Here is a 17272-nt window from a genome sequence, read left to right on the forward strand (position 1 = left end):
TCATGAGCAATGCAGTTATGAATAAAAAGGAACTGAGCAAAAAGGATCTTGTCAAGGCATGGGCACTGGTTTACTCCAGCGAAACCTGCTACAACTATGAACGTCTGCAGGCACTCGGCAACACGAACATGATGATGAGTGTTGTCAAAAAGCTGTATGACACCAAGGAAGAACAGGTAGAAGCATTGAAAACCTATATGGAGTTCTTTAATACAGAGCCTTCCTGGATTGGTACGGTGATTCACGGTATCACCGTTTCCATGGAGGAACAGAAAGCAAACGGTGCGGATATCAGCGGAGAGGATATCAATGCGCTTCGTACCGGTCTGATGGGTCCGATGGCCGGTATTGGGGACACGGTATCACAGGCAGTTGTTTATCCGATTCTTGCCGGTATCTGCTGTAGTCTGGCACTGGATGGTAATTTTGCAGGTCCAATTTTATTTGAAGTCGTATATAAGGTTTTGATGATTGGCTGCGGCTATACCTGCTTTATGCTAGGCTACAAACAGGGAAAACAGGCAATCTTCAAGCTGCTGCAAAGCGGTACGCTGAATAAAATCACAGAAGCATTTTCCATCATCGGTCTGACTGTTGTCGGGAATATGGCATATTCCAGAATCAATGTGATCTGTCCTGCCAAGTTCAGGGTGGGAGAGGTTAAAATTGTTGTTCAGGATATTTTCAATCAGCTATTGCCAGGAGCAATTCCACTGATTATCGCATTGTTTGTATGGTGGATGGTAAAGAAGAAAATGAATCCAACCCTTATCATTGCTGTAATCTTTGTAATCGGAATTGCGGCATCCCTGCTGGGATTGCTGAGTGTAGCGGCTTAAAAAGCCGGATCGTGCAATACACAGGATAACAGTTTCCTGCTGTATTGCACACGTATGTGTAGAAAGGAAAACGTTTATGGATATAAAAATATCACCGTCCATCATGTGCTGTAAAATTGAGGAATACAAGCCGTATCTGGAGCTGTTTGAAAAGGTACAGCTGGATTCCGTTCATTTCGATATCATGGATGGAGCCTATGTAAAAAATGTCATGCTGGGAACACCGATTTATAAAGATATCAAGCGGTTGAGTAAGCTTCCCGTGGATGTACATATCATGTCATATCGTCCGGAGGAGTATATGGAATATTATGATATTCAGCCGGGAGACCGTATCAGCTTCCATCCCGAAACAACTGCACAGCCGTATAAGCTGCTGCAGACAATTCGAGACAAGGGCTGTAGGGCAGGGCTTGTATTGAATCCGGGAACGCCGGTATCCTATTTGGAGGAATGTATTGATCTGCTCGATTATGTCACTCTTATGACGGTGAATCCGGGCTTTGCAGGACAAAAGATGGTACCGGACGCACCGCAGAAAATACGACGTGTGCGGCAGCTTCTGGATGCATATGAAAAAGGAATCGACATCGTTGTAGATGGAAACACAACAATAGAAAACAGTAAGCTTATGAGGGATGCAGGAGCCAATGCATTTGTCGTGGGAACATCCAGTATTATCCGTAGTCTGGATACCTTTGAACAGCTGTACAATTCGTATGCGCAGGCGCTGGATAATTAAAGTGAGGGAAAATCATGGTTGGAATAGTTATCGCAAGCCACGGTGTATTTTGTGAAGGCTTGAAAAGCAGTACGGAAATGATTGGTGGGACCATTGCACAATGTGCTGCAGTTGCTCTGCAGCCCGGCGAGGATCCGGATGCTTATGGAGAACGTCTGTGCAAAGCGGTTGATGAGCTGGATGATGGACATGGTGTGCTCATGCTGATTGACCTTCGCGGTGGAACACCATTCAATCGTTCTATCATGCTGACCAGAGAAAAGCATATTATGCTTACTGTCGGTGCCAATCTTCCTATGCTGCTGAGTGTAGCTCTGGGCAGACATGAGGATTCCACATTAGAGGAGCTCGCCGCTCTGGCAGAAAAGGAAGCTAAGGAAAGTATCGGTACCATCTGTTTTAACAGACAATAAAAAAAGGAGCTGTATTATGGAAAATTTACTACTGGTTCGCATTGACGACCGATTGATTCACGGACAGGTTATGACCGCATGGATGAAAACATTACCGGCAAAGCAGATTATCGTAGTGGATGACAAGGTTGCCAAGGATGATTTTATGCTGTTTGTACTGCAGAATGCAGCCCCGAGCGGAATCAAGGTGATTGCGCTCACGGAAGAGGAAGCATTGCATAAGCTGCAGAGCGGACTGGATACACCAAGCTTTGTATTGGCAAAATCACCGCTCAGTCTGAAAAAGCTGGTAGATGGCGGCATTGAAATCAAGGCGGTTAATATTGGCGGCATGGGGATGAAGGCAGGAAGAACGACGGTATATAAAAACGTATCCGCAACGGATGAGGAACGTCAGTGTATCAAGGAATTTCTGGATCGGGGTATTGATGTGGCGATTCAGATTATTCCGAGTGAAAAACGTTTTGAGCTGAATAACATTCTTGCGAAGTAATAGGGAAGATAGAAAAGGAAAGAGGAATATCAAATGAAAGTAATGAGATTGCATGCAATCAATGATTTCCGGTTGGAGGAAATAGAAACACCAGTTCCAAAAGGAGATGAAATTCTTGTAAGGATTGGCGCGTGCGGAATCTGCGGGTCAGATATACCGAGAGTATATCAGCTGGGTACCAGAGTATATCCGGTTGTAATCGGGCATGAATTCAGCGGAACCGTCTGCGCCGTAGGGAATCCGAAGGATGAAGCGCTAATTGGAAAAAAGGCTGCTATATTTCCATTGATTCCATGCCGGGAATGCGAGCCTTGCGAAATCGGGCAGTTCTGCCAGTGTGAGAATTATGATTATCTCGGATCCCGCAGCAATGGCGGTTTTGCTGAATATTGTCTGCTGCCGTCCCGCTGGCATTTGGTACTGGCAAAACATGCGGATATCGATCTGGAGGCATTGAGTATGTGTGAGCCGGCCTGTGTAGCCCAGCATGCCCTGCGCAGAGGAAATGTCACTGCCGGACAAACGATAGCGATTCTAGGAGCCGGACCCATTGGCATTATGACGGCCCGCTGGGCAGCATTGTTTGGCGCTTCGCAAATCATCCTGACAGATATTGATGAAGCCAAGCAGAAATTTGCACAGGAACGCGGCTTTACGGTTATCAATTCCAGAAAGGAAAATCTGAAGGAACGTATTGATGCCATAACAAAGGGGCGCGGCGTTGACGTTGTGATTGAAGGAACCGGATGCTCTGCCGGAATCAATGATGCCATACAAATCGTAAGAGTTGGCGGGACAATCGTATGGCTGGGAAATCCCCATGCGGATACAACAATACAGCTGAATGTACACTCCCTGCTTCTGCGTAAGGAGCTGGAAATGCATGGTGTATGGAATTCCTTCTATGCGCAGACACCAATCAATGAATGGGAATATACTGTGCGAATGATTGAAGAAGGAAAGCTGGAGGTTTCCGATTTGATTACGCATCGAGCCGGACTGAAGGATCTCAAGCAGCTGTTTGATGATATACACGATCATAGCATCACGATTTGCAAGGCGATGTACAGTGCTGCACTGGATGTATGATGCAGGCACAAAAAATGATTGATTTTGTACAGTTCATACAGGAGCATGAAGAAGAAATATTCGGGAAGAAACGAAGAATAACCGGACAGAGCTATTGCAGCACATATCGTAAGCAAATCGCGGCACTGGATATGAAATTAAATGAATTTATCAGCAGGGACGATGCCAGAGCCATAGACCTTACCTTCCTGCTTGGGCTTTTCGCCTTTTCCATATCTCAGTTCTCTGTTCAGATCAAAACCGATGTTAGTCGTTATGAAGCAGCTTTTTATGCACTGTTTGAGGAAAGGGAAGCGCCATGAATTATATAGAAGCACGAGATACGGTTCTGCAGGAGCTGCAGACGGTATTTACAAATGTTAAGGAAGCCGAGGTTGTGGCTTTGGCAGAAGCAATCTGTGATGCTGAAACCGTTTTTGTTGTTGGAGTCGGACGTGTATTACTAATGCTGCAGGCATTTGTCAAACGGTTAAATCATCTCGGCATAGAAGCGACCTATGTCGGTGCTATTGATGAACCTGCGATTACAGAGCATGACCTTCTGCTTGTAGGCAGCGGCTCCGGAGAAAGTGCCGTGCCACTTGCTATTGTAAATATTGCACGTCGGTATCATGCGAAAATTGCACATATCGGAAGCAATGCATCCAGCTCTATGTCACCGTATGAAGATATCTTCGTCCGTATTCCATGCAGTACAAAGCTGCAGCTGGAGGATGAAATTTCATCTAGACAGGTCATGAGCAGCCTCTTTGAACAAAGTCTGCTTTTACTTGCGGATATGGTTGCATTGCTTATTGTTGATAGAAAGCAGATTTCAGATTTGCATGCGTTATGGAAAAAGCATGCGAATCTTGAGTAGAAAGGAAACATATGGAAGGAAAAATGAAAGCAGCAGTACTGCACGGAATCAATAATCTGGTTATAGAAGAAGTAGATATACCAAAGCTTGATGAGCATGATGTTTTGGTTAAAGTTTCAGCCTGTGGTGTCTGCGGATCCGATCTGCCTAGAATTCTTACACAGGGTACCTACCATTTTCCAACGATTCCTGGGCATGAATTCGGAGGAGAGGTAGTTGCGGTAGGCAGTGGTGCAAAGCGAAGCTTACTGCATAAAAATGTAGCGGTGATTCCGTTAATTCCCTGCAGAACGTGTAAATCATGTGAGGTTGGTGATTTTGCCCAGTGTGAGCATTATGATTTTCTTGGTTCACGCAGTGATGGAGGCTTTGCAGAGTATGTAAAGGTACCTGAAGAAAATCTGGTTATTATGCCGGAGCAGGTAAAACCGGAAACAGCTGCATTTCTGGAACCAATCAGTGTAGCATTGCATGTGGTATCAAATACAGGTGTAAATTTTGGCGACGATGTTGTTGTATTCGGTCTTGGAGCAATTGGAATTTTTGTTGCACAATGGGCAAAGGCATTTGGTGCAGCCCATGTGTTCGCTGTTGATCTGGATCCGAAAAAGGTGGATATAGCCAGACAGCTTGGCTTAACGGATGCCATCTGTGGTTCCGTTGATGAAGTGCGAGACATTGTAGAAAAGGTCACCAATGGCACGGGCTGTGATGTAGTGTTTGAAGCAAGCGGCGCTCCTGCTGTCTTCAATCAGGCAATGCAGCTGTTGAAGCAGAATGGACGTTTTGGTCCTGTTGGAAGACCGGTAAAGGATTTAACCGTCTTTGTGAAGACATATGAAACGATTCTGCGCAAGCAGCTGACAATTAAAGGAACATGGAGTTTTGAATTCAAGCGGTTTCCACATAATGCCTGGGATATTTCTCTGGAGGCATTGCAGAAAGGAATTATACAGACAGACGCTATAATTTCTCACCGTTTCCCGCTAGCAAAGACGAAGGAAGCAGTTGATTTGATGGCAGAGAAGAAGGAGTTCTTTTATAAGATACTGATAGTGCCGAATGAAGGAACCTTGAACATAAAGCATATTCACGATAAAGATGCCAGCTGATATGTGTAATTCAGCTGGTTTTTCATATTGCGAGGGTAGGAAAGATTTAAAGATTATACTGTATATTTATAGGTGCCTGTGATACACTGATGATACAAAAAAGGAGGGGCTGTTCCATGAAAAAATATTTAAACACTATAATGATGATGTATGCATCACGACCACAAAAGCCCCGGCCATTCTGCATATCCGCTTAATGGATCCTTTTTTTCGCGTTCATATAGTATTTTAACACAAGACACCTTTTTCTATATGATATACAAGACAGCTGATTTTCGGCGGACATTGTAATAAATACGCTATATACCATAAAAATAACAACAAAAGCAGAGGACCACCGGGTCATATTCTTCTAGGAGATCATGAAATAAGGAAAGAAGGGATATGATGATGCGTGAGACTACAAGAATTGCTTCTGCTATTACAAAAAATGAAAATAAAAAAGTGTACGATGAGTATTGTAAGAGGATTTTATCAAATAAGCAGATCCTTGCTTATGTCATGAAGGGCTGCATACCGGAATATGAGGATACACCACTGGAGGAAATTCCAGCCTATATTGAATTGTCAGCGACAGAAAGTGAAATGATCGATGAGAAAAGCATTGAGGTCGTGGATGAAGCCATACCGGGATCACAGATCAAATACGATATTCAGTTTGAGGCAGCTTTGCCGTGCAAATATAAAGCTGAAGGAAGCGAAGAAAAGAGATCGTCGGACAAGGAGAAGCTCTGCCTGATCATCAATCTGGAAAGTCAGGCAAAGGATAATCCAGGGTATCCGCTGATTAAGCGTGCGCTGTATTACAGCAGCAGACTGGTGGCAAAGCAGAAAAATGCAGAGCTTGGATTTGCGAATTCAAAGTATGGAGAAATAAAAAAGGTCTATTCCATATGGATCTGCATCGGTCATGCGAAGCAAAAGAATGATGTAATAAATTCATATACTATACAGGAAAGCTGTCATACGAGGATATGGCATGCGCCAAGAAATCACTTCGATATCATGACAGCGGTCATGGTATATCCGCAGGTGGAAGCGTTTCAGAAAGGAAAGGAAGACAGGGAAGCACAGAAGCCTGTGAAAACGTTTGAGCAGAAGCTGCTGGAGCTGTTGAAGATACTGTTCATAAAAGACTTTTCGATGGAAAAAAAGAAGGAACGATTAGAAAAAGAGTATGGTATAATGATGAAGAGGGAGACAGAAAGCGAGGTCATGGAAATGTGCAACTTTAGCGATTTTATAGAAGAAAGAGGAATCAAAAAGGGGCTGGAACAGGGAAAAGTGAATACAACAGTTCAGCATGTACAGAATCTGATGCAGTTCAGTAACCTCAGTGCAAATGAAGCCATGAAAATGCTGGGAGTGGAAAAAGAATTACAGTCTGTTATTTTAAACAAGCTGCAGCAAGCCTGAATAATATGTAGCTTTAATTCATAGAAGCAAAGAGTATAAGGCGTATGTGTTTTATACTCTTTTTTGTAATGTAGATTGAAAAATCCTGTATACGCAATGCGTATGAACATGGAGGCTGACGACCATATAATTGAAATAATATGACAAGAGATTTTGCGTAGGTATGCGTTTCTGCAAAATTGAATAAAGATATATGTTATCTAATAGTAAGAGCTAATCTGGAGACAATGGAAAAGCTAATGTAATCACCATCAGCATTTACTGTTCCTATGAATCAGATTTACATCTGTTTGTGAAAAAGCGAATAGCAACTCCGATCAAGCTTTAATTTTCAACCTGTATTATAATTGTATTATACAAGCTATGCAGATGATACGTAAAACAGTTTTCTGATAAAAGTAAATTCAAGCTTTCATGTGTATGCAGTATGCCTATTCATAATCAGTTTCTCGGCTGTCACTTACGCAAGCAGTTTAAGGCAGAGAAGATTTAACATATAACGGTGAGAACAACAGAATCAGTAAGAGCATCACATACGCATATGACTGCACCATGTTTGACATCACAAACAAAAACTTAATGATGAGAATTACATAAGGACGGCATTTATGGATTGTGGTTGCCATACTCATTCAAAACAGATAAGGTAAATATAAGGAGGAAGATACATATGAAGAATGACTTTATCAATTTAACAGAGGAAAATGTATCAGATGAACATCTATGCTGCATCATACGCAGCAGGAAGCCACATTCTGGAATATCAGCAAAACGAGAATGGCTTACAGAACGGCTGAAAGAAGGACATGTGTTTAGAAAATTAAATGTAAAGGGAACCGTTTTTATTGAATATGCACCGCTTGAAACCGCTTGGGTACCTATAGAGGGAAGTCGTTATTATTATATATACTGCTTATGGGCTACCGGAGAGTATAAAGGAAAAGGCTATGGCAAGCAGCTGTTGGAATACAGTATCGCAGACGCCAAAGCAAATGGAAAATCCGGAATATGTGTTCTCGGGGCAAAAAAGCAGAAAGCCTGGCTCACAGATCAGTCCTTTCTGAAACGGTATGGATTTCAGGTTGTGGATACTACAGAAAGCGGCTATGAGCTACTGGCACTATCCTTTGATGGGACATTTCCGCGATTTTGTGAGGCTGCGAAAAAAGAGAGAATTACAAATCAGGAGCTTACTGTTTTCTATGATATGCAGTGTCCATATATACTGAAAAATGTAGATATCGTAAGGCAGTATTGTGAAAAGCATGATATACCCGTAGCATTTCATTTGGTTGATACATTAGAAAAAGCAAAAAATGTTCCCTGTGTTTTTAATAACTGGGCAGTGTTTTACAAAGGAAGCTTTCAGACTGTAAATTTGCTTCTGGATATAGCGGCTCTAAAACGGATCGTAAAAAAATAAGCATGCGAAGTGGTGTGTAAGAGATTGTCATAGCCATCTTGCCTTCCCCAGCAGCTTCCTCATCTTGTATATTTACAAAAAAGTCAGGAATCATTATATATCCTGACGTCCACTCTTGGAAATAACAGTTTGTTCTTTCCTATGATAATATTTTTTTCAAGTCACTTTGTCCATTATATTCTATGGTAAGCAGGATGTTATTCTTCCTGCTTTTGAAAGCTATGCTAATTCATAATAGGGAAGGTTCCATCCTCATGGGGAAAATTTGATAAAAACCTCCAGGAACTTGCGCTTCTTATTTCATATTGTTTCCTGATGATCACCCTGCAGTGGCTAAGAATTAGAAAATCAATATCTGTTTTCTATAATCTGTAAAAGCCCTGATGTGACAGCTTGCAGTCGCTTCCTCGATGCCGTGTGCATATACCGCCTTGTTATGAGCTCTACTGACCGATATATTCAATTATTGTTCTTGTGATGATCAGCAGTGGGATTCTTGAATATACCGTCATTCCACTGACCTTCATAATCTGTTCGGAATGTCCGTAAATCGTGATATCGGAGAATTTCTCCAGCTCACAGGGTGATTTACAGCAGCAGGTAATCACCTTGGCACCCTTCATTCTGGCAGCTCTGGCGCTTCTTGCCAGCTCCGGCGTGGAATTTCGTATGGATAAAATAAAGGCGATATCATCCTTTGTGACTATGCGTTCTGTATTCTCCATCCATTTCACATCCTTGACAATGATGGCATTGTAGCCCAGCAACTGCAGGTACATCTGAAATTCCTCTGCAATCAATGCTGTGAAGCCTCTGGAGAAAATGAAAATCCGTTTTGCCTGCTTAATATATTCAATCGTTTGTAGCATGGCAACAGGACTGATATTATCGATCGTCTTGGTGCTTTCCCGATATGATTTTGCAAGGATATTATTTACACCATAGCTGGATTCATGATGCTCCTTCATCTGCTCCTGCTGAGAAATGGCATAGCGCAGCTGGGAAATTCCCTGATAACCGCATTTCTGAATCGCTCTGGATACTGTTGACTGTGATGTGAAGGTTTTCTCGGCGATATTGGTGATGCTCATATAAGGAATCTTTTCTTCATTCTGGTTCAAAAACTGAATGACCCCCTTTTCCGCCTCAGACAGCTTTTCATATATGCCTTTATCAATCTGTATAAACATATGCTTACCTCCCTGTGTTTTTCTCTATCATTGTACCATGAATGGCCATTCATGAATTTTACTATTTATCAAAATTTCAGAATGTGTTTTCAGCGTGAAAGCGCTGTATTTTTTTTATAATCAAGTATAATGTGCTTGTAAATCAAAACGTACGTATATTTTGATATTATGATATTCGTACATTTCAGAAAGTTAACGCTGGGATGTATATGATTTCCACAAAAGGAGGATGCAGATTCTCTTTTGCATACAGGTTATTAAAGGAGGAAATTATGTATACAACATTAAAAGAAGTGCTGAAGGAGGCAGACGCATTGAATATGGCGGTTGGCGCATTCAATACGCACAACCTGGAGATGCTGCCTGCTATTATCAAAGCAGCAGTACATCAGAAAACACCGGTTATCATTCAGACAAGCTGTGGAACCGCAAATTATGTCGGACACAAAAATCTTGTCGCAGTCTGCCGCTCCATGGCAGAGGAATATGGCGTCAACGTCGTTCTTCATCTGGATCATGCCAAAGATTATGATGAGATACGCAAGGCCATTGATGCCGGCTATAGCTCTGTTATGTTCGATGGATCATCCCTTCCCTTAAAGGAAAACATTCTGGGGACAAAACGGGTAGTTGATTACGCCAGAATCCACAATGTAAGTGTGGAAGCAGAGCTTGGAACTGTCGGAGGAACAGAGGACGGTATCGCCGTGAGCCAGGAGGATGTCCGTTACACTGATCCTAAGGACGCTGTCGAGTTTGTGAAGCAGACGGGTATCGATGCACTGGCAGTGGCAATCGGAACAAATCACGGACAGTACAAATCAAAAACGAACATTAATTTTGAACGTCTGAAGGAACTGCAGGAAATGGTTGATATCCCGCTGGTCATTCATGGAGGAACCGGTGTCAAGGAAGAGGATGTAAAACGTGTCATTGATCTGGGTATCCGCAAATTCAACGTCGGAACTGAGCTGCTGGTCGGCTGGAACCGTAAGTCTAAAGAATGCTATGACGAGCATCGTGAGAATATATCCAATCGTGATAATGTTGTACCATGTCTGGATACCATTACCGAAATCGTAGAGCGAAAAATTCATCTGTTTAAAAATATGGATGGGGAATAGCGTATGAAAGCTGGATATTATATCGGTGATTATGGATATGAGGTACGTGATATTCCAGATCGTAAGCCGGAAGCGGATGAAGTGAAAATCCGCGTTGCGTGGTGCGGACTGTGTGGAACGGACATACATAAATTTCAGGGGAAAAACGGTGCAAGTGTTGTCGTACCACCGATTATTCTGGGACATGAGTGTTCCGGTATCGTTACAGAGGTAGGGCCTTCGTGCAAATACTTTAAGGTTGGAGATCGTGTTGCCTGTGATCCCAGCTGGGGATGCGGGAAATGTATCTGGTGTCAGCAGGGACTGCCGAACTTCTGTCTGGAGCGTCACGGCGTAGCCAAGGGCTTTGCGGAGTATGTTTATCCACCGGAAAAGAATGTATATCATATTGCGGATACACTGGATCTGGAGGCTGCAGCCTTTACGGAGCCGTTATCCTGTGCAGTCCATGGTATGGATCTGATCGGTATACAAAGCGGTAAAACGGTTGCCATGTATGGTATGGGGGCCATCGGTTCCCTGATGCTGCAGCTCATTCGCTTCACAGGTGCTGCCAAAATCATTGTGATTGAACGGGAAGCGGAAAAACGCAGGCTTGCTCTTGAACTGGGCGCAACCATGGCAATCAGCGATCAAGAAATCGAGGAAGTCGCAAAGCAGGAAAACATTGACTATGTCATCGAATGCATCGGCTTGAAATCCACCATGGAACAGGCGATTCGCATCGCGGGGAAATATGCAAAGGTTCTGCTCTTCGGTCTGGGGGATCCAAAGCAGCCGATCAGCTTTAATCAGTTTGAGGCTTATACAAAGGAACTCAGTATTTATACGTCATTTCTGAATCCGTTATGCAGCGAGCGTGCTGTGCACCTGCTGGAAAGCGGACGAATCAATACAAAAAAAATAATAAGTGCAAAGCTTACCTTAGAGGAAATGGGAGAGGAACTAAAGACCCTGCGATATGCGAGAAAAGGGAAGGTCTTGGTTTCCGTAAGCGGCGAGCACTAACAGGAGGAAATAGTTATGGTGTTATCAGCAATCTTAGTTGCATTATTAGCTACAATGGGGCAGTGGTGGTTCTTCGGTCCTGTCACGAAATGTCTTTTTTATCCATTGACCACAGGAACGCTGGTTGGTCTGTTCATGGGGGATCCGATGACCGGTATGCTGGCGGGGGCCAACATTCAGTTGATTTATCTGGGATGGATTTCCGCAGGTGGAACCATGCCGAGCAATACCATCGTTGCAGGTATCTTCGGTACAGCGATGACGATTCTATCCGGTGCCGATCCGACGATGGCCGTAACCTTTGCCATTCCGTTCAGTATGTTTGGATTGCTGCTGAATCAGGTATACATGACAGTCAATGCCGCATGGATTCATCAGGCGGACAAGCTGCTGGATAAAGGCAATCTGCGTGGTGTGCGTTTTATGAACTTTGTGCCTTCTTTCTGTATGGCACTTGTCCTGTATGGAATTCCTGCCTTCCTTCTGGTTGTATCCGGAAGTGGATGGGCAAGCGATCTGATCAATGCCGTTCCGGAAAGCGTCATCAGTGCACTTCAGGTTGTCGGCGGTATCATGCCGGCCTTAGGTATTGCAATGCTGTTGAATTATCTGGGTAAGAAAAAGCTGATTCCTTGGTTCTTCGGCGGCTTCTTCCTGACGGTATATTCCGGACTGGGACTGACCGCAATCTCCATCTTCTCCGCCATCATTGCGCTTGTTATGTATCTGAACAGCAATACTGCGCAGAAGCAGACAGAAACAAAGAAGGTAAAACGTCTCTCGTTAAACAAAAAGGCAGAGACAATCGAGGTTTCACAGCCTGCTGAACAAGCAGCTGCAGCGATGGAACTGCCGGAATATACGAAAAAGCTTCCCAAGAAAACGCTGGTGAAAACATGGTTATGGACAACGAGTACCGAGGCCTGCTACAACTATGAGCGTTTACAGGCTCTGGGTGCTGCGAACCTGATGCTGACGCCGATTCGTGAGCTGTATGACACGAACGAAGAACGTGTAAAAGAGCTGAAAAAATATATGGTATTCTATAATTCTGAAGTATTCACGGTAGGACCAATCATCAACGGTATCGCCTGCTCCATGGAGGAGGCACATGCGAATGGTGAAAACATTACAGAGAAGGATATCAATGCCGTACGTACCGGTCTGATGGGTCCGGTTGCCGGTATCGGTGATACGGTTATGCAGGGAATCCTGTTCCCGATACTGTTTGGTATCGGATGCTCGATGGCATTGGATGGAAGCTACTTAGGACCAATTCTATCCTTCGCAATCTTTGAGATTCTGATCTTCGGCTGCGGATACTTCATGTTTATGACCGGATATAAGCAGGGAAAAACGTCACTGCTGAAAATTCTTAAAAACGGTACGATTGATCGTATCATCAATTCCTTCAGTATCGTAGGTCTGATGGTCGTCGGATCTATGGCCGCAACCAGAGTAACCGTCAATACACCGCTTGCTATCAAAATCGGTGAAGGAACAACCACGATTCAAAGTGTACTGGATTCGCTTGCTCCGGGTCTGATTCCACTGGGAATCACACTGCTTGTATGGTGGATGCTGAAGAAGAAAATTAACACGGTTTGGATCATTATCGCGATCTTCCTGGTAGGTATTGCAGGCTATTACAGCGGTATCCTGGGCTATGTAGGATAGAAAGCGAAAGAGGACAGCTATGGTAAATATCATTTTGATCAGTCACGGCGCATTCTGTGAAGGTCTGCTTGCCAGCCTGCAGATGATTGCGGGCGGAGATTACGGCGTGAGGGCGGTGCCCCTCATTCCGGGAGAGTCTCCGGAAGCCTATCGTGAAAAGCTTGTAACCGTCATGCGGGAAGCCGATGACGGCAGTGGTTCGGGAACCATCGTTTTATCTGATATTGCAGGTGGTACACCTTTCCAGAGTGCCGCATATCTTTCAAAGGATTTCAAACTCGGGCTAGTTTCCGGTATGAATATGCCGATGCTGCTGACGCTTGCATTGGAGCGCAGTGAAGAAACAACGCTGGAGGAGCTTGCGGAGAAAGCAGGCATATCGAGTACTGTTGGTGTTAAGACTACGGTATTCAAGAAGGGAGAGAAAAAACAACGTGCAAAACTTAGTATTAACAAGAATCGATGACCGTCTGATTCACGGACAGGTGATGACTGCCTGGATTAAGAACAAAAAAGCAGATCAGGTGGTGATTGTGGATGATGGAACAGCGAATGATGAGTATATGATCGAGGTGCTGGAGATGGCAATACCGGAGGAAATCGCGATAGGTATCTTCACCAAAGAAGAAGGTGTGCAATTCTTTGAGCAGGGACTGGATGCACCAACGATTCTACTGGTAAAGGGGCCGGAAGCATTAAACTATCTTGTGGATCATGGCATTGCCATTGAGGAAGTGGATGTCGGTGGCATGGGTGCCAGAGCTGATCGAAGTGTATTGTATAAGAATATCTCAACAAGCCCGGAAGAAAACAGGGCGTTCTCTGACCTGTTAAAGAAGAAGGTCAATGTATTTATACAGGTGATGCCACAGGATAAGCCGGTAAGTGTTCAGGAATATTTGAAGTAGAAAATAGAGAGTGATGGTGGATAGATATGAATCAAGAACGTATGGATGGAAGCGTAATCGTAATTACGGGAGGCGGCAGTGGCATGGGCGCTGCCATGGCGAAGGATTTTGCGGGAAGAGGTGCCGGTATCGCAATCCTTGATCTGGATGAAGCAAGAGGGTCAGCTGTAGCGAACAGCATTGCGGACGCAAATGGAAAAGCGGTTTATAAACACGTTGATGTTACAGACAAGCAGGCAGTTGGAAGAGCGGTGGATGAAGTGGAACAGGAGCTGGGAGCTATCACATCCTGGATCAATTCTGCCGGTGTAAGCAAAATGGTGCCGTTTTTGAAAAGCAGTGAGGAGCTGTGGGATTTGACAATCAATGTCAACCTCAAGGCCACCTTCCTGTGCTGTCAGGTTGCGATTGAAAGAATGCTGAAGCATGGAGGAGGAACCATATTGAATATGTCCTCCCTGTCCGGTAAAAAGGCGAGTGCCTGGCAGACCGTTTACTGTGCAAGTAAGTTTGGTGTGCAGGGACTGACACAGTCTATTGCAAAGGAGTTTGCGGATCAAAACATACGTGTAAATTCCATATGTCCGGGAATCGTGTATACAGAAATGTGGGAAAAGCTGAAATATGAATATGCACAGAAAAAGAGTATTGATCCGGAAGAGGTCATGCCATATTTCAAAAAGAATATCCCGATGCATCGTCTGGTTGATCTTCAGGACGTTATCAATGCGGCAGTATTTCTGCTCACTGATAATTCCGGTTATCTGACAGGACAGTCTATCAATCTGACAGGCGGAGAATGGATGGATTAAAACGGCAGTAGGATGAGGAGGTTTCATCATGGATGCATTGGATTTCAGCGGAAGACAGCAGCTGTATTATCAGCTGTATAATATTCTGTTTCAGGATATCATCAGCGGCAAATATCCCGTAGGCTGCATTATACCCGCAGAAAGTGAGCTGATGAAAACCTATCATGTATCACGGGCAACTGCAAGGAAGGCGATGGAGATGCTTGCCAATGACGGGCTGGTCAGGAAAAAGCGCGGCTATGGAACCTTTGTTATATCGGCACAGCCCAACACTTCCCCACAGCGCGTAGTCCGTTATACAAGGAAAAACAGAGTGGATCATGTCATTGCGGTGAAGCGGATGGTTGATCAAAGGGTTATGAAGGCTCCTTCTGATATTGCTAAGTGTCTTCAGCTGCCTGATGACAGTGATATTATTCGGATAAAGCGTGTCCGTTATGCGGGAGAGGAACCGTTCTATCTGGAAATCAATTACTTTGAACAATCCTTTGTACCGGAAATCATGAAACACGATTTTTCAAAAGAATCTCTGCGTGTCTTTCTTTCCAATGCCTATCAGATACAATGGTCCTTTGCCAAGCAGAAAATCTATTCCATTTTGGCAGATAAAGAAATGGCAGAGCTGCTGCACATCGCATACGGCAGTCCACTGCTCTATATACGACGTGTATCCTATGATAAGGATAATCATCCAAGAGAGTGCGTCTGTACCTATTACCGTGCAGATACCTACCATCTGGAGATAGAGCTTGCTATATAACAGGAGGTTCGATTATGTTGCAGTCACTGATATTGCTTGCCGGTTATCCCGGAACAGGAAAAAGCTATCTGGCAAAGCTGCTGATGAAGCAGTTTCCCGGCTTTGAAATATTATCACCGGATGAAATCAAGGAGGAGTTCTGGGATGCCTACGGTTTCCGCGATGAACAGGAAAAGGAAGAGCTGATTCAGAAAAGCTGGGCGGAATACTATCATCGGATGGAATGGAAGCTTGCACGCGGAATCAGTCTTCTCAGTGATTATCCATTCAGTCATAAACAGCATGATCAGCTGCAGGAGGTCTGTGAAAATTATCATGTACAGATTATTACGATTCGCATGATTGCCGATCTGGAGGTTCTGTTTGAGCGGCAAAAAAAACGTGATTTGGACGCTTCCCGTCACCTTGGGCATATCGTAAAGGAATATCATAAGGGGAGGCTGCTGACAAATCATGAGGAAGCGGACAATCTGCTGGATTACGATGAATTTATGCAGCGCTGTACCTGCAGGGGTTATGGAACCTTCGCATTGGGTACAACCCTGCAGCTGGATGTGACAGATTTCGCGACAGCCCCATATGGTGAGCTGATAAACAGAATGAAGGAGCTGCTGGAATTTCAATAAAGGAATCGGTAAAAGCTGAAAAACCGGTCTGGCTCTTACTCGCTTTAAGGTATCCGTAACCATAACGAAAAAAGAAGAAATAATTCCCTATTAAAATGTACCCTGTAAAACGGACACCAGAAAAAGACTACTAAAGGGTCAATCTGGCACCTCGTTTTACGGGGTCTTTTTTGATATACTAAAAGAAAGGAGTCGAGATAATTATGGGGATAAATCATTTTACAAAAGAACAGACTGAAAAATTAAGAAGTAATCCATATGTAAAACATGTCAGCGAGAAAGCAATAACTTATATTGAAGAATTTCGTGAAGAGTTTTACATACGCTACCAAGAAAATCCATTCCCTTCTAAGATTTTAGTGGAAATGGGTTTTGATCTGCATGTTTTAGGAAAATCAAGGATCTATAATATTTCAAAACGTGTAAAAGCTCAGGCATCAAGACCGACAGGATTCAAAGATACGCGCGAAGACATGTCAGGAAGACCCCGCCATAAGGAAAGGACAAGCGATGAAGAAATTGCTTACTTGAAACACCAGGTTGAATATCAACGCCAACAGATAGAAGCACTAAAAAAAATCAACTTCATCGACAAGAAGACGGCATGGAAACAAAAACAGCGAGAGAAAAATACGGAATCATCCAAGAAATGACAGAACGTGATAATAACCTTTTGAATATCAGCTGGCTATGTGAAATAGCTGGTGTATCAAGGTCAGGGTATTATAACTGGATGGGAGGAGGAAAATCGAATAGTGATGAACGTGAAAAGCAGGATCAA

At 43.8% G+C, this 17272-nt stretch carries 20 protein-coding genes; 19 read left to right on the forward strand and 1 reads right to left on the reverse strand.

Annotated elements, in window-relative coordinates; genetic code table 11:
- Nucleotides 1-2: 2 nt before the first annotated feature.
- The 10 genes from NE665_RS09845 to NE665_RS09890 all read left to right on the forward strand — a co-directional run bounded on the left by NE665_RS09845 (nt 3) and on the right by NE665_RS09890 (nt 8386).
- Nucleotides 3-839 (forward strand): PTS system mannose/fructose/sorbose family transporter subunit IID, encoded by an 837-nt coding sequence (locus tag NE665_RS09845; RefSeq protein WP_009270041.1) that lies wholly within the window; start codon nt 3-5, stop codon nt 837-839.
- A 76-nt stretch (nt 840-915) separates the two neighbouring features.
- A complete protein-coding gene (locus tag NE665_RS09850; protein WP_118654626.1) occupies nt 916-1581 on the forward strand; it encodes a ribulose-phosphate 3-epimerase in 666 nt (221 codons plus the stop codon).
- 14 nt (nt 1582-1595) lie between these two features.
- The gene (locus NE665_RS09855; protein WP_118654625.1) at nt 1596-1994 is read left to right on the forward strand and encodes a PTS sugar transporter subunit IIA; all 399 of its coding nucleotides are present in this window, start codon (nt 1596-1598) and stop codon (nt 1992-1994) included.
- Nucleotides 1995-2010: 16 nt separating this feature from the next.
- The gene (locus tag NE665_RS09860) at nt 2011-2487 is read left to right on the forward strand and encodes a PTS sugar transporter subunit IIB (protein WP_118654624.1); all 477 of its coding nucleotides are present in this window, start codon (nt 2011-2013) and stop codon (nt 2485-2487) included.
- A 33-nt stretch (nt 2488-2520) separates the two neighbouring features.
- Complete coding sequence (locus NE665_RS09865; RefSeq protein ID WP_118654623.1) at nt 2521-3576, forward strand: galactitol-1-phosphate 5-dehydrogenase; 1056 nt, start codon at nt 2521-2523, stop codon at nt 3574-3576.
- 14 nt (nt 3577-3590) lie between these two features.
- Entirely contained in the window at nt 3591-3878 is a 288-nt protein-coding gene (locus tag NE665_RS09870) for a hypothetical protein (RefSeq protein WP_233104648.1), read from the forward strand.
- The gene (locus tag NE665_RS09875; protein WP_118654621.1) at nt 3875-4435 is read left to right on the forward strand and encodes a sugar isomerase; all 561 of its coding nucleotides are present in this window, start codon (nt 3875-3877) and stop codon (nt 4433-4435) included. Before NE665_RS09870 ends, NE665_RS09875 begins: the two co-directional genes overlap by 4 nt.
- A 23-nt stretch (nt 4436-4458) precedes the next feature.
- The gene (locus tag NE665_RS09880; protein WP_233104647.1) at nt 4459-5547 is read left to right on the forward strand and encodes a galactitol-1-phosphate 5-dehydrogenase; all 1089 of its coding nucleotides are present in this window, start codon (nt 4459-4461) and stop codon (nt 5545-5547) included.
- Nucleotides 5548-5931: 384 nt separating this feature from the next.
- Nucleotides 5932-6963 carry a hypothetical protein gene (locus NE665_RS09885; protein WP_256302537.1) on the forward strand — a complete coding sequence of 344 codons (1032 nt, stop codon included), beginning with the start codon at nt 5932-5934 and terminating at the stop codon, nt 6961-6963.
- Between the two features lie 670 nt (nt 6964-7633).
- Nucleotides 7634-8386, forward strand: coding sequence for a GNAT family N-acetyltransferase (locus NE665_RS09890; protein WP_117443599.1), 753 nt, complete (start codon nt 7634-7636; stop codon nt 8384-8386).
- A 443-nt stretch (nt 8387-8829) separates the two neighbouring features.
- Here the strand turns inward: NE665_RS09890 and NE665_RS09895 are convergent, their stop codons facing one another.
- Nucleotides 8830-9576, reverse strand: coding sequence for a MurR/RpiR family transcriptional regulator (locus tag NE665_RS09895; RefSeq protein WP_117443598.1), 747 nt, complete (start codon nt 9574-9576; stop codon nt 8830-8832).
- Between the two features lie 272 nt (nt 9577-9848).
- Between NE665_RS09895 and NE665_RS09900 the strand changes: the two genes are divergently transcribed.
- From NE665_RS09900 to NE665_RS09940, 9 genes are all read left to right on the forward strand, one after another.
- Complete coding sequence (locus NE665_RS09900) at nt 9849-10700, forward strand: class II fructose-bisphosphate aldolase (protein ID WP_117443597.1); 852 nt, start codon at nt 9849-9851, stop codon at nt 10698-10700.
- Between the two features lie 3 nt (nt 10701-10703).
- Nucleotides 10704-11708: a zinc-dependent alcohol dehydrogenase family protein gene (locus tag NE665_RS09905; RefSeq protein ID WP_117443596.1), complete on the forward strand. Its 1005-nt coding sequence runs from the start codon at nt 10704-10706 to the stop codon at nt 11706-11708.
- A 15-nt stretch (nt 11709-11723) separates the two neighbouring features.
- Nucleotides 11724-13385 carry a PTS system mannose/fructose/sorbose family transporter subunit IID gene (locus NE665_RS09910; RefSeq protein WP_178760153.1) on the forward strand — a complete coding sequence of 554 codons (1662 nt, stop codon included), beginning with the start codon at nt 11724-11726 and terminating at the stop codon, nt 13383-13385.
- Between the two features lie 19 nt (nt 13386-13404).
- Complete coding sequence (locus tag NE665_RS09915) at nt 13405-13851, forward strand: PTS sugar transporter subunit IIA (RefSeq protein WP_117443594.1); 447 nt, start codon at nt 13405-13407, stop codon at nt 13849-13851.
- A complete protein-coding gene (locus tag NE665_RS09920) occupies nt 13820-14293 on the forward strand; it encodes a PTS sugar transporter subunit IIB (protein ID WP_117443593.1) in 474 nt (157 codons plus the stop codon). The genes NE665_RS09915 and NE665_RS09920 overlap by 32 nt, the downstream gene beginning before the upstream one ends.
- Before the next feature lie 26 nt (nt 14294-14319).
- The gene (locus NE665_RS09925) at nt 14320-15105 is read left to right on the forward strand and encodes an SDR family oxidoreductase (RefSeq protein ID WP_117443592.1); all 786 of its coding nucleotides are present in this window, start codon (nt 14320-14322) and stop codon (nt 15103-15105) included.
- Nucleotides 15106-15133: 28 nt separating this feature from the next.
- Entirely contained in the window at nt 15134-15865 is a 732-nt protein-coding gene (locus tag NE665_RS09930) for a GntR family transcriptional regulator (RefSeq protein ID WP_117443591.1), read from the forward strand.
- Nucleotides 15866-15879: 14 nt separating this feature from the next.
- Nucleotides 15880-16491 (forward strand): AAA family ATPase, encoded by a 612-nt coding sequence (locus NE665_RS09935; protein WP_117443590.1) that lies wholly within the window; start codon nt 15880-15882, stop codon nt 16489-16491.
- A gap of 203 nt (nt 16492-16694) precedes the next feature.
- Complete coding sequence (locus NE665_RS09940; RefSeq protein WP_117445107.1) at nt 16695-17144, forward strand: HTH domain-containing protein; 450 nt, start codon at nt 16695-16697, stop codon at nt 17142-17144.
- Nucleotides 17145-17272: the final 128 nt, after the last annotated feature.

The organism is Clostridium sp. DFI.1.208 (genome assembly GCF_024463855.1).
Taxonomy (GTDB): Bacteria; Bacillota_I; Bacilli_A; order Erysipelotrichales; family Erysipelotrichaceae; genus Clostridium_AQ.

What these genes read in the sequence shown, in the direction of transcription:
- NE665_RS09845 (WP_009270041.1), top strand. Translation starts at nt 3, where the DNA reads ATGAGCAATGCAGTTATGAATAAAAAGGAACTGAGCAAAAAGGATCTT.
- NE665_RS09850 (WP_118654626.1), top strand. Translation starts at nt 916, where the DNA reads ATGGATATAAAAATATCACCGTCCATCATGTGCTGTAAAATTGAGGAA.
- NE665_RS09855 (WP_118654625.1), top strand. Translation starts at nt 1,596, where the DNA reads ATGGTTGGAATAGTTATCGCAAGCCACGGTGTATTTTGTGAAGGCTTG.
- NE665_RS09860 (WP_118654624.1), top strand. Translation starts at nt 2,011, where the DNA reads ATGGAAAATTTACTACTGGTTCGCATTGACGACCGATTGATTCACGGA.
- NE665_RS09865 (WP_118654623.1), top strand. Translation starts at nt 2,521, where the DNA reads ATGAAAGTAATGAGATTGCATGCAATCAATGATTTCCGGTTGGAGGAA.
- NE665_RS09870 (WP_233104648.1), top strand. Translation starts at nt 3,591, where the DNA reads ATGATTGATTTTGTACAGTTCATACAGGAGCATGAAGAAGAAATATTC.
- NE665_RS09875 (WP_118654621.1), top strand. Translation starts at nt 3,875, where the DNA reads ATGAATTATATAGAAGCACGAGATACGGTTCTGCAGGAGCTGCAGACG.
- NE665_RS09880 (WP_233104647.1), top strand. Translation starts at nt 4,459, where the DNA reads ATGAAAGCAGCAGTACTGCACGGAATCAATAATCTGGTTATAGAAGAA.
- NE665_RS09885 (WP_256302537.1), top strand. Translation starts at nt 5,932, where the DNA reads ATGATGATGCGTGAGACTACAAGAATTGCTTCTGCTATTACAAAAAAT.
- NE665_RS09890 (WP_117443599.1), top strand. Translation starts at nt 7,634, where the DNA reads ATGAAGAATGACTTTATCAATTTAACAGAGGAAAATGTATCAGATGAA.
- NE665_RS09895 (WP_117443598.1), bottom strand. Translation starts at nt 9,576, where the DNA reads ATGTTTATACAGATTGATAAAGGCATATATGAAAAGCTGTCTGAGGCG.
- NE665_RS09900 (WP_117443597.1), top strand. Translation starts at nt 9,849, where the DNA reads ATGTATACAACATTAAAAGAAGTGCTGAAGGAGGCAGACGCATTGAAT.
- NE665_RS09905 (WP_117443596.1), top strand. Translation starts at nt 10,704, where the DNA reads ATGAAAGCTGGATATTATATCGGTGATTATGGATATGAGGTACGTGAT.
- NE665_RS09910 (WP_178760153.1), top strand. Translation starts at nt 11,724, where the DNA reads ATGGTGTTATCAGCAATCTTAGTTGCATTATTAGCTACAATGGGGCAG.
- NE665_RS09915 (WP_117443594.1), top strand. Translation starts at nt 13,405, where the DNA reads ATGGTAAATATCATTTTGATCAGTCACGGCGCATTCTGTGAAGGTCTG.
- NE665_RS09925 (WP_117443592.1), top strand. Translation starts at nt 14,320, where the DNA reads ATGAATCAAGAACGTATGGATGGAAGCGTAATCGTAATTACGGGAGGC.
- NE665_RS09930 (WP_117443591.1), top strand. Translation starts at nt 15,134, where the DNA reads ATGGATGCATTGGATTTCAGCGGAAGACAGCAGCTGTATTATCAGCTG.
- NE665_RS09935 (WP_117443590.1), top strand. Translation starts at nt 15,880, where the DNA reads ATGTTGCAGTCACTGATATTGCTTGCCGGTTATCCCGGAACAGGAAAA.
- NE665_RS09940 (WP_117445107.1), top strand. Translation starts at nt 16,695, where the DNA reads ATGGGGATAAATCATTTTACAAAAGAACAGACTGAAAAATTAAGAAGT.